Raw genomic sequence first — 11,225 nt, 5'->3', positions numbered from 1 at the left:
ATGAAAGAATTAGAACGTATGCTTCCGATGGATATCGAAAAAAAGAGCTTTGAAATAATATCTAAAGAGCTTGACACGCCTATCGATGAATCTCTTGCACCTATCATAAAGAGAGTGATTCACACGACTGCAGATTTTGAATATGCTAGCACACTTTCCTTTTCCAAAGGAGTATTAGAAAGAGCTCTAGATGCTTTGAAAAAGGGAGCAACGATTGTAACAGATACCACAATGTGCCTGAGTGGAATTAACAAAGAAGCGCTTTCTGTGCTCAATGGACAGGCTGTTTGTTACATTGGAGATAATGACATCAAAGAAGCAGCTCTTAAAAATGCCTCCACAAGAGCTATCGAGAGCATGAAAAAATCAGCATCAATCAATGGACCTGTTATCTACGCCATTGGGAATGCTCCTACAGCACTCATTGAAATAGATAACTTAGTTCGATCAGGCACATTGAAACCGGAACTGATTATAGGAGTACCGGTAGGATTTGTAAATGTTGTGTATTCCAAGGAACTGATCATGGAGCTCGATGTGCCGTTTATCGTAAATCGAGGAAGAAAAGGTGGTAGTAATGTCGCTGCTTCCATAGTGAATGCACTAATGTACATGATTACTCGTGGTTAAGCTAAAATTCGAAAAAGAAAGGGTATTGAGAAAGATAGGAGGTTTCGTTTTCTCTAAATCTCCAATGAAACTTCATCTTTTACGTACAAATCAAATGGACCTCCTACCGAGGTCCATTTTTGCGATCATTATTTCTTGAACTTTTCGACCACACCCATAGCACCTTTATAGGCACCGTCGACACCCTTGGATACGAGTCCAGTGATCTTTTCTACGTTTTGGGCAATGCCTGGGGCACTACTTAAAATTCCATCGATTTGTGGGCGATTTTCTTTCATTACTTTTAGTACTTGTAAAAGAATTCGAATCGCTGTAATGATGAGTACGATGGCAGCAATGATCAGAATGGCTAGGAGTAAGTCCAGCAGTGTAAATTGGATCAATGTTTCTTTCATATTTCCTCATTTCTAAATTTGATGGATGGGCTCAATAAAAGCTTCGACTGCTTCTTTAAAAGCCTCAGGTAAGGTTGGGTGGGCGTGAATCGTTCCTATTATCGCTTCGCCTGAAATGTTATTTTTCATTGCAAGCGTTGCTTCTGCTATGAGTTCGCTCGCTCCGATGCCGATGATGTGTACTCCTAGGAGCAGTCCATCGGGGCTGGAGAGAACCTTTACAAAGCCGTCTGTTTCGCTCATGGCAACGGCTTTTCCGTTTGCGATGAAGTTCGATTTGGTGGCTTCGTAGGGTATACCTTGTTCCTTAAGTTCAGCTTCTGTAAGTCCTACAGAAGCGATCTCAGGATACGTAAAGGTACAGTTTGGAATGTAGCGGTAATCGATTGTTGTATCTTTCCCTGTGATGATATCGATGATGGCTTCACACTCTGCACTCGCTACATGTGCAAGTTCTATCGTATTGGTACAGTCACCGCAGGCATAGATATGGGGAATATTTGTCTCGTAATTCGTATTGACTATAATACCCTTCGTATCATACTTTAACCCGGCATTATCGAGCCCTAAAGATTCAATATTGGGCATTCTTCCCGTTGCTACGAGGACAGCTTCTGTTTCAACTTCGCCATCACCCTTCTTTGTGGGGAAGGTGGTCTTGTAGCCGTTTTCTGTCTTTTCTACTTTACTATGTCTTGCTCCTACATAGAGCTTGATTCCTTGCTTTTTAAAGAAGAGTGCTAGACGCTTTTGAATCTCTTCATCTTCTCTTTTAACGATCTTTGATGCGACGAGTGACACCTCGACACCGAGAGCATTAAAAATTGAAGCAAATTCACAGGCGATGACGCCACCACCTAAGATCGTTAGACTCTTAGGAAGTTCCTGTAATTCTAAGGCATCGTCACTCGTCATGAGTCCTTCAAGATCGGATCCTTCAAAGTTTGCAATCTGAGGAACAGAACCTGTCGCGATGATAAAGTTCTTGGCTTGAAGCTTTTCACCGTTTACTTCAATCGTTTGTTGATCGATGAACTTGGCGTCGCCCTTTATGACTTCAATCTTCTTTCCCTGAAAGAGTCCCTCTAAGCCCTTTACGAGCGTCTCTACGGCGTTGTCTTTGCGTTCCTTCACCTTACTGTAGTCGATCGTAAAGTCCTCTGAAAGAATGCCATAGTGCTCTCTTTCACGAAAGCTTCGAATGACCTCAGCGTTTTTTACAAGAGCCTTTGTAGGAATGCAACCGCGGTTTAAGCACGTGCCTCCCAGGCGGTCTCTTTCAATGACCGTGACGTCGAGTCCTTTTAAGTGTGCCTTTAGGGCTCCTGTGTAACCTGCTGGTCCACCGCCGATAATAATGAGATCCTTCATAGTTCCTCCTAGGGAATTTGATTTATGCTATACTTTTTTTATGAATTACGTCTATATGTTACGCTGCCATGATGGGAGTCTATACACTGGTTGGACCAATGATATTGATAAACGCTACCGAGCTCACTGTGATAAAAAGGGAGCGAAATATACTCGTTCAAAGCATCGTCTAAAGCTAGTGTATCTTGAAATGTACTCCGATTCAAGTGAAGCGAAAAAAAGAGAAGCTTTTATTAAAAAACTGCCTAAAGAAAAGAAGGAGGCTCTAGTTTCTCACTCCTTGGAGTAAGAAGAGCTCTCCTCGTATACGAATTTGCTTGGCTTCTAAGAGAATGGATAGATCCTTTACCGTTAGAGAAATGTTAGGACACGTTCCTAAGGGGCTTCTTTCAAAGCTTGCATCGAAGCCTTGACGGTCATAGATGATCGGATGAAGCTTTTCATTCGATAAGGATCCTTCATCTGTATAGAAGAAGCTCTTTACACCTTCGAAGCGAATGGTCTCAGAGTCTGTGAGCTTAAGCTCAATCGTCTGATGCTTTAAATCCAAGGTGACGTCTTTGATGTCTTTTGTATGGATGGTTTCTAAAAGTTCTTGTAGCATGTTAACCTCCGTACTCTTATAACATGAATGAGAGCGTTTGACAAGACGGGGTCCGTTTGATAAAATTTTTGTACAGACTGGGAAGGAAAGAGATCTCGAAAGAACCTCTATAAGCGAGCTACAGACGGTGAAAGGTAGCGTGGGGATTCGGGTGAAGATGGCTCTGGAGTCTGTACGTGTGAGCACGTTATCGCTCATAAAGAAACAATTAGGGTGGTACCGTGGCTTTTTCGCCCCTAGCGAAGGAGCCACTTTTTATTTTCTAAAGGAGGAACTCGTGGAAAAATTTTACATTACGACGGCGATCGCTTATACCTCTAAAATTCCGCACATTGGAAATACGTACGAAGCAGTACTCACAGACGCCATCGCTCGCTATAAGAGAGAGCGTGGCTATGACGTCTATTTCTTAACAGGAACAGATGAACACGGAGAAAAGATCGAGACCGAAGCGAAGAAGAACAACCGCACACCAAAGGAACACGTAGATATCATCGCGAAAGAAGTTCAGTCCATCTGGGATACGATGGAAGTGAGCTACGATCAGTTTATCCGTACGACGGATCCCAAGCACGAAGAAGTCGTAAAGGCTATTTTTAAGAAGTTTTACGATCAGGGAGACATCTACAAGGGTTACTACGAAGGTCACTACTGCACACACTGTGAGTCGTTCTATACCGATACTCAGGTGGAAAATGGCCATTGTCCCGAGTGTGGAGATCCTGTTCAAGAGAGTAAGGAAGAGGCTTACTTCTTCCGTTTAAGTAAGTATCAGGATTGGCTTTTAAAGTACTTTGAAGATCATCCTGAATTCATTAGCCCTGAAAGCCGCAAAAAGGAAATGATCAATAACTTCCTAAAGCCAGGACTAAAGGATCTCTGTGTTTCGAGAACGAGCTTTGACTGGGGAATTCCAGTAGAATTTGACCCAGGACACGTCGTCTACGTGTGGCTCGATGCGCTCACAAACTACATCTCTGCTATCGACTACAAGGCAGAGGGTGAAAGCGGAGAGCTATTCAAAAATCTCTGGCCAGCTGATCTACAAGTCGTAGGAAAGGATATCATTCGCTTCCATACGATCTACTGGCCGATCTTCCTACATGCACTAGGACTAGAGCTACCAAAGCACATCTATGGTCATCCATGGGTTCTAGCAAACGGTGGAAAGATGAGTAAGACCATCGGAAATACGCTCTACGCTAAAGACCTCGTTGAGCGCTTTGGCTTAGACCGCGTGCGCTACGTTCTCCTTCGAGACATTCCTTTTGCAGACGACGGCGACCTCACACCAGAGAGCATCGTCACCCGAACCAACATGGACCTATCGAATATCCTCGGTAACCTCTTTAACCGCACCCTTGCCATGAGCCATAAGTATTTTGCTGGTAAGGTTCAAAAGGGTTCAGACTTTGAAGCAGTCGATAAAGAACTCATAAAAGCATTTGAAGCTATGAAAGCCGAATATGAAGAAGACTTCGACCGCTATCATGTGGCAAATGCCTTAGAAGATGTCATCGAATTTGCGAAAAAGTGCAACAAGTACATCGACGATACGACACCTTGGGTGCTTTCAAAAGATCCTGAAAAACAAGAGCGCCTAAAAACGGTTCTCTATGTATTGACAGAATGCTTACGTCTTCTTGCCATTCTCATCCGTCCCTTCTTACCAAGCACTTCAAAGAAGATGCTCGATGAGCTACAGACGAAAAAGACGAGCTACGAAAGCGCTACATTCGGTGAATTAGAAGAGCTTACCGTTCTTGAACCTGTCGTACTCTTTGAACGCCTCGAAGCGATCGAAGAGGAAGAAGAGGAGAAGGAGACCTTTAAACCAGAGATCACCTTTGACGACTTTGAAAAGATCGACCTCAGAGTCTGTGAAGTGCTTTCTGTAGAGGATCACCCTAAAGCTGATCGACTCTACGTCCTAAAGGTACGCGTCGGTAAGAGCGAGCGAACGGTCGTAAGTGGCATTAAGGCCTATTATAAAAAAGAAGAGCTCGTAGGTATGAAGCTTGTTCTCGTAGCGAACTTAAAACCTGCTAAGCTCAGAGGTGTCGAAAGCTTTGGCATGCTCATTGCAGAAGAATATGGAGAAGACGTTCGCATGATCGAAGCGACGCTTCCTTCAGGAAGTGAAATCGGCTAATGATCTACGATACACATGCCCATTTAAACGATGAAGCATTTCAAGAAGACCTTGAAACGCTCATCGAAAGCTTTTCAAAAGAAGGCGTAGGAAAGGTTCTCCTTCCGGCTGTAAGTATGAAGGAGTGGGAAGGACTCATCGAGCTTAAAGAGCGTTATGACGTCTTTGAGATCGCCTTTGGCATCCATCCCTCGGAAGTACAAGAGCTAAAGGATGTACAGAAGCTCGAAGACATGATCCTACGCTACCGTCCGATCGCAGTCGGTGAGATCGGTCTCGACTACCACTGGACCACAGACGACTGGAAAGAGCAGCAAGAGCTCTTTAAAGCACAGCTTGAAATTGCTAAAAAGCATAAGCTTCCCGTCCTCATTCACGACCGCGAGGCCCATCAAGACGTAAGAAAGATCCTTGATGAAGTCGGAAGCTATGAAACGGGTGTCGTTCTTCATAGTTACAGTGGGTCTCTAGAGTGGGCGATGGAATACATAGAGCGCGGTGCCTACATTTCCCTAGGGGGTCCTGTGACGTTTAAAAACTCCAAGGAGCCGAAGCGCGTTGCAGCAGGAATTCCCTTAGAAAGACTTCTTGTAGAGACGGATTCACCTTACTTGACGCCTACTCCCTTTCGAGGAAAGCGAAATGACCCCACAAAGGTCCGCTACATCTTAGATGAGATCGCACTTCTTCGCGAGATGGACCGAGAACTCTTAGAAGAGACGACTTATAAGAACGCAGAGAGGTTCTTTTGCAGACGATAAAAGAGACGATCGTGGTCGAAGGCCGCGACGATAAAATTAATATCCTTCGCTGTGTTCCTTGCGAAGTCATAGAGGTCCACGGCTTCGGCATGGCAAACCATGTCATGAAGCAGGTGAAGTTTGCCTACGAAACGAAGGGAATCATCATCTTTACCGATCCTGACCAGTCGGGGGAGCGCATTAGAAAGAAGCTTTCCGAGCGCTTTCCTAAGGCCAAACACGCATTCATCTCTCGTGAAGAAGGAACGAAGGGAGATGACATCGGGGTAGAAAACGCATCGTGCGAATCGATTCTCAATGCGCTTTCAAGGGTAAGAACGCTTCATGAAGAGACGAACGAGTTCTCTCAAAGCGATCTCATACACTACGATTTAAGTGGCTCCGAGCAAGCGAGTGCGAGACGAGATAAACTGGGAAGCCTCCTTGGCATCGGCTACGGTAACAGCAAGCAGTTTTTGAAGCGCTTAAACCACTATGGCGTCACGCGCCAAGAGTTTCTGGAGAAATTAAGTGAACTATCAACGAACGAATCCTAGCTTCCTCCGTGAGCTACTCAACTTCCACAATTTAAAGGCTCGAAAGCACTTTGGTCAAAACTTCTTAATCGATGGAAACATTGTAGAAAACATCTTAGATGGGCTAGACCTTAAGAGAGAAGATCAGGTGCTTGAAATCGGTCCTGGTATGGGAGCCCTTACAGAACGACTCCTCGACCGAGTCGATTCTTTGACGGCTGTCGAGATCGATAGAGATTTAAGTGAGATGCTTCAGAATACGCTTCCGAATCACTTGAAGATCATCGAGGGAGACATCCTAAAGATCGACCCTATGACCTTTCCCAAAGGGGTGAAGGTTGTAGCGAATCTTCCGTACTACATCACATCGCCGATTCTCATGCACTTTATCGAAAGTGACCTCGAATACGACCGACTCGTCTTTATGATGCAAAAGGAAGTGGCAGAACGGCTCGCTTCTCCTCCTGGAACGAAGGAGTACGGTGTCCTAACGGTCGTCGCCAGTGCTTTTTCAGATATTGAAATTCTCTTTGGCGTAAGCAGAAACTGCTTTCATCCTGTACCAGGTGTCGACAGTGCTGTCGTACGAATTACTCCGAATAAAAAAGCTACAAAGGAAATCATTCCCGTCGTAAAGGCCGCTTTTTCGAAGCGAAGAAAGACAATCTTAAACTCCCTGTCCTCGAGCTTTCCGAATGCGAAAGTCGCACTCGAAAAAGCGTCCATTGATCCTACGAGAAGGGCAGAGACGTTATCTTTAGAGGAATACACGCTACTCACAAAGACCTTGATGGAGGAAAGATGAAAAAGCTACTATTACTCATGCTAAGCCTTTTACTTCTTGCGATGCCGGCCTTTGCTGAAGGGATTCAAAATCTAAAGGAACCCAAGGAAGCGCTCACGGGAGAGAAACTGATTCTCTTTGCTAGAGACACTTGTCCCGACTGTGTGCGTATGAAACCCTTACTAGAAAACGTATTAAAAAAGCATCCATCCCTAGAGATCTATCGCTATGACACCGATGCGTTTAGGGAACACACTGATAAAGGAGAAGTCTTCGAGAAGATTAAAGTCGAAGAAGTTCCGACGCTTCTTCGAGTAAAAGACGGCGTCGTCGTTTCGAGACTCGTTGCAGTAAATGGTGTAGAAAACCTCACCGAACAAGAGATCGATTCCTACTTAAGTAATGAGGAGGAAAATGACTTTTTAAAACAATCCTTTCGAGGTGGATACCTTCTCCTCGCTCTTCTAACCGTTGCTCTTTTCATCTATGCTCTTCATTTAAAAACTACAGAAGATCCATTTACCTATGGTTTCCTCACAGTCTTAGCTGTTATTATTAGTGCTTTTGTAAGTTACCACCGCGAGGTAGAGTCGTTCATGTTCTCTAGAAGGGGACTGACCCTCTTTGAGAGTCCCGCATTCTTTCAATACGCTCTACTAGGATTAAATATTTTTACCATCCTCATTCTCTTATGGAAACGCTTTGGAAAGAAAAGAGCTTCGAATTAATCGAAGCTCTTTTTATCTTAGGTAATCATCCTCATCCTCATCTTTATTTTCCAATTTCTCGAGGTAGACGTTTACCGCCGCCAAATAATTTAAATACTTCCCTTGATAGAAATCAATCCTTATAGCATCCTTCATGGCCTCATACGGTATCGATTTTCTTTCGTTCTCTTCAATGATGTCTTCTATGAGTTCTAAAGGGACTAAATAGAACTCCTCGACCTTCTTCCAGTAGACGATGAGAAAGCTGATTCCTCCGTGCTCTCTGTAATCCTGCATACAGGCGATCTGATGGCTGTGGATATTACTGAGTGGAAGATTCATCGTATTAGTTTCCTTTGCATCAAAGCATAGACTTAGACCCTGGGAAACACCGATGTAGTCGACCGTCGATTTGCGGTCAAAATAGCCCATTGTGACCTGTTTTTGCTCATTGATGTCAACTACTTTCACCGGTGTCGCAATCTTATCTACACGAGCAAAATGGTGCTCACGGTAGAAATCGTTGGTCAAGTTAACTAAATTCTCTAAAAGGTCGCCTTTTAGCCCTGTTGTTCTCCAAGCCATACATCCTCCTATGAGACCATCTTAACGGAAATCATCGGCTTTGAAAAGCTTTTAGGTGAAGAATAAAGGCTCTAGTTGAGGTTTCAAAACCTGTGGATAAGGTTGTGAATTGTGTTAGTAACGAACATTTTTTCGCTTGACAAAAAATTCTAGACGTGTTTTGCAATTCACTTTAAGTCTTGGTACAATAATTCTATGTTCAAGGAGGAATGATGAAAAAAATCATTGTCACACTACTACTAATGAGCCTCATTTTAATGAGTTGTACTCCTACAAAGCAGGTGGAATCGAAAGAGCCTGAAATCGAAAAAACGACGGAGGCGACAAAGAATGTCACCTATGGAATAAATCCTGGCGATTTAGCCGCTGACTTTACGATCAAGGACCTAAAAGGAAATGATGTCACGCTTTCGAAGCTAAAGGGTTCACCAGTCCTTCTAGTCTTTTGGGCGACATCATGCCCTTTCTGTTTAGAAGAGGTTCCGATGGTAGATGAATATCAAAAGGCACATCCAGAGCTCAAAGCTTTAGCTGTAAATATTGACATTCAGACGGATGAATTTGTAAAGCAGTTTGCTGAAGAAAAGAAACTTAGCCTTCCTGTGCTCTTTACGACGGAAGAGGATTATAAGTCGCTCGAGCCCTATTCGCTTCGCTATATCCCCTTTAATGTCTTTATCGATAAGGATGGCTTCATCGTCGAAGCCAAGGCTGGCCCCATTACGGAAAAAGACCTCGATCGCTTTCTAGAAGGTCAAAAGTAGGAGGAAACATGAGACGCTTTGGTATTATTGGACCGAGTAAAGAAGAGATCGAAAACGTCCTCTCGGTTGTAGAGGATGGCTTCGCTTCAAAGGTCGCTGGAAAAGAAATTCTCGAAGGAAAACTCCACGGTCACGACGTTGTGATCGCAGAGTGTGGAATCTGTAAAGTCAATGCTGCCCTTACGGCCCAAGTTTTAATCGACCGCTTTCATGTAACAGACCTCATCGTCGTAGGCGTGAGTGGTGCGATTAAAAAGCTTAAAATCTCCGATACAGTCATTAGTACGAAAGTTGCAGAGCACGACGTAGAGCCGAGATTCCTACAAATGTCCGATGACGGTTACATCCCTGCAGGAGACGGGCTTTTAAAGGAGTTTAGAGAAATCTTTAAAGACAGTCCTCATCCCATCTTTTTTGACACCATGGTCACCGGTGAAGCTTTCATCGACCAGGAGGGAAGAGACCGCATTAAGAAGGATTTCGATCCCATGTGTGTCGACATGGAGACGGGAGGCGTTGCTCACGTAGCGTATGCGAATGACATTCCCTACATCGCCATTCGTTCGATTACAGATACCGAGGATGAAAGTGGCATCGACGTCTTCAGAAAGAACTTTGAAGAAGCGAGAGCGAGAGCCCAGGAAATTTTACTCACCTACTTAAAGGAGCTAGCATGACACTTCGAGAGATCTCCTACGAGACATTTCAAGAGTATAGTGCAAAGTACCCCGAGTCTAGCTTTGTGCAGACAGCACCTATGGCAAAGCTCAGGAAAGAGTTAGGAAATGAGGTCTATCTACTAGGCTTCTTTGAAAATGAAGAGCTTCGAGGAGCGGGGCTCTTTTATTTACGCACGCTCCTAGGTCCCTTTAAAGCCTGCGAATGTCACCAAGGACCGCTCGTCGATTACTCGGATGCATCGTTTCTTAAAGAACTTACGACGGAACTCATTCGCTTTTTTAAACCCAAGCACGTCGTAACTTTAAGGATCCTTCCTTCCTTTTACGTAAGAGAAAGGGATAAGGATGCAAATCTCGTAGAGGGTGGCTTTAACCACATGGATTACGTAGAAAACCTGAAGCGTGCTGGCTTTACGCACCAAGGGTTTACCGATGATCCCAAAGACATGCTCACGCGCTGGTACTTCGTAAAGGATTTAAGAGACATTCATACGGAGGATGAGCTTTTAATGAGCTTCATTCAGCAGAAGCGCTGGTCTTTAAAGCAAGCCTTAAAGGTAGGAGTTGACGTTCGAGAGATGAGTTACGACGACCTCGAAGACTTTTCTCTCGTGATGGACGACACGTCTGCACGTCATGAATTCCAGCACAGGCCCCTAAAGTACTATCAGAGCCTCTATAAAAATCTTACCGACTACGGGATGCTTAAGCTCTACGGTGCGTACTTAAATCTCGATGACTACGAAGAGACGCTAAATAAGCAGGATCAAGAATATACTGATGAGATTGAGTGGGCCACAAAAGAACTCGAAACGAAGCCCAACTCGAAAAAACTCGTCGAACGCATTGAAACGGCCAAGAGGAAAAAAGGAAATATCGAAAAAGATCGCCTTTTCTTAGAAGAAATGCGAAAAGATGGCGACGAGCACCTCTTAAGTGCCTCCATGTTTGTTCACTGGAACAAGGAGATGACGTATCTCTTTAGCGGAGCGCATTCCAAGTACATGGCCTTTCAGAGTCCCTACGTGCTCCAGTGGAAGGCGATGCGAAAAGCGCTTGAATTAGGCGTCGAACGCTACAACTTCTACGGAACGCGCGGACGATTCTCAGGAAACGAAGACGAAGGCGTATATAACTTTAAAAAAGGCTTCGGCGGTGCACTTTGTGAGCAAGCGGGAAGCTTTACATTAACGGTAAATCCCACCATGAACACGCTCTATGAACTCGCAAGAAAGCTAAAGAGAATCGTGAAACGCTGATTATTTTCTAATTATTAG

The 11,225-nt window shown here is 44.3% G+C and carries 14 protein-coding genes; 10 read left to right on the top strand and 4 right to left on the bottom strand.

The window, feature by feature from the left end; genetic code table 11:
• The gene (locus ACUB3H_RS03270; protein WP_459129223.1) at window positions 1-630 is read left to right on the top strand and encodes a precorrin-8X methylmutase; all 630 of its coding nucleotides are present in this window, start codon (window positions 1-3) and stop codon (window positions 628-630) included.
• Between the two features lie 128 nt (window positions 631-758).
• On the opposite strand, the gene ACUB3H_RS03265 is transcribed toward ACUB3H_RS03270, so the two are convergent.
• The gene (locus ACUB3H_RS03265) at window positions 759-1,025 is read right to left on the bottom strand and encodes a hypothetical protein (protein WP_459129222.1); all 267 of its coding nucleotides are present in this window, start codon (window positions 1,023-1,025) and stop codon (window positions 759-761) included.
• Between the two features lie 12 nt (window positions 1,026-1,037).
• Window positions 1,038-2,396: a dihydrolipoyl dehydrogenase gene (gene lpdA / locus ACUB3H_RS03260; RefSeq protein WP_459129221.1), complete on the bottom strand. Its 1,359-nt coding sequence runs from the start codon at window positions 2,394-2,396 to the stop codon at window positions 1,038-1,040.
• Here lpdA and ACUB3H_RS03255 point away from each other — a divergent pair.
• Complete coding sequence (locus ACUB3H_RS03255) at window positions 2,383-2,685, top strand: GIY-YIG nuclease family protein (protein WP_459129220.1); 303 nt, start codon at window positions 2,383-2,385, stop codon at window positions 2,683-2,685. The two genes, lpdA and ACUB3H_RS03255, sit on opposite strands and share 14 nt — an antisense overlap.
• Here the strand turns inward: ACUB3H_RS03255 and ACUB3H_RS03250 are convergent.
• Window positions 2,662-3,000 carry a YxiG family protein gene (locus tag ACUB3H_RS03250; RefSeq protein ID WP_459129219.1) on the bottom strand — a complete coding sequence of 113 codons (339 nt, stop codon included), beginning with the start codon at window positions 2,998-3,000 and terminating at the stop codon, window positions 2,662-2,664. The genes ACUB3H_RS03255 and ACUB3H_RS03250 overlap by 24 nt on opposite strands.
• Before the next feature lie 277 nt (window positions 3,001-3,277).
• Here ACUB3H_RS03250 and metG point away from each other — a divergent pair, with 277 nt between their 5' ends.
• The 5 genes from metG to ACUB3H_RS03225 are packed head-to-tail and all read left to right on the top strand — an operon-like array spanning window position 3,278 to window position 7,940.
• Window positions 3,278-5,152, top strand: a complete 1,875-nt coding sequence (metG, locus tag ACUB3H_RS03245) for a methionine--tRNA ligase (protein ID WP_459129218.1) — start codon at window positions 3,278-3,280, stop codon at window positions 5,150-5,152.
• Window positions 5,152-5,913, top strand: a complete 762-nt coding sequence (locus tag ACUB3H_RS03240) for a TatD family hydrolase (protein ID WP_459129217.1) — start codon at window positions 5,152-5,154, stop codon at window positions 5,911-5,913. Before metG ends, ACUB3H_RS03240 begins: the two co-directional genes overlap by 1 nt.
• Window positions 5,901-6,449 carry a ribonuclease M5 gene (rnmV, locus tag ACUB3H_RS03235; protein ID WP_459129216.1) on the top strand — a complete coding sequence of 183 codons (549 nt, stop codon included), beginning with the start codon at window positions 5,901-5,903 and terminating at the stop codon, window positions 6,447-6,449. The genes ACUB3H_RS03240 and rnmV overlap by 13 nt, the downstream gene beginning before the upstream one ends.
• Window positions 6,424-7,233: a 16S rRNA (adenine(1518)-N(6)/adenine(1519)-N(6))-dimethyltransferase RsmA gene (rsmA, locus tag ACUB3H_RS03230; RefSeq protein WP_459129215.1), complete on the top strand. Its 810-nt coding sequence runs from the start codon at window positions 6,424-6,426 to the stop codon at window positions 7,231-7,233. Before rnmV ends, rsmA begins: the two co-directional genes overlap by 26 nt.
• Window positions 7,230-7,940, top strand: coding sequence for a thioredoxin family protein (locus tag ACUB3H_RS03225; RefSeq protein WP_459129214.1), 711 nt, complete (start codon window positions 7,230-7,232; stop codon window positions 7,938-7,940). Before rsmA ends, ACUB3H_RS03225 begins: the two co-directional genes overlap by 4 nt.
• Window positions 7,941-7,952: 12 nt before the next feature.
• On the opposite strand, the gene ACUB3H_RS03220 is transcribed toward ACUB3H_RS03225, so the two are convergent.
• The gene (locus tag ACUB3H_RS03220) at window positions 7,953-8,504 is read right to left on the bottom strand and encodes a Holliday junction resolvase RecU (protein WP_459129213.1); all 552 of its coding nucleotides are present in this window, start codon (window positions 8,502-8,504) and stop codon (window positions 7,953-7,955) included.
• 212 nt (window positions 8,505-8,716) lie between these two features.
• On the opposite strand from ACUB3H_RS03220, the gene ACUB3H_RS03215 reads away from it, so the two are divergent.
• Genes ACUB3H_RS03215 through ACUB3H_RS03205 form a run of 3 tightly spaced genes read left to right on the top strand, consistent with a single transcriptional unit; the run spans window position 8,717 to window position 11,207 of the window.
• Complete coding sequence (locus ACUB3H_RS03215) at window positions 8,717-9,268, top strand: TlpA family protein disulfide reductase (protein WP_459129212.1); 552 nt, start codon at window positions 8,717-8,719, stop codon at window positions 9,266-9,268.
• 8 nt (window positions 9,269-9,276) lie between these two features.
• A complete protein-coding gene (gene mtnN, locus ACUB3H_RS03210) occupies window positions 9,277-9,945 on the top strand; it encodes a 5'-methylthioadenosine/S-adenosylhomocysteine nucleosidase (protein WP_459129211.1) in 669 nt (222 codons plus the stop codon).
• Window positions 9,942-11,207, top strand: a complete 1,266-nt coding sequence (locus ACUB3H_RS03205; protein ID WP_459129210.1) for a peptidoglycan bridge formation glycyltransferase FemA/FemB family protein — start codon at window positions 9,942-9,944, stop codon at window positions 11,205-11,207. The genes mtnN and ACUB3H_RS03205 overlap by 4 nt, the downstream gene beginning before the upstream one ends.
• Window positions 11,208-11,225: the final 18 nt, after the last annotated feature.

Source organism: Guggenheimella bovis, assembly GCF_054492335.1.
Note: the sequence above shows the minus strand (reverse complement) of the source record. Positions and strands in the feature narration are given on the sequence as shown.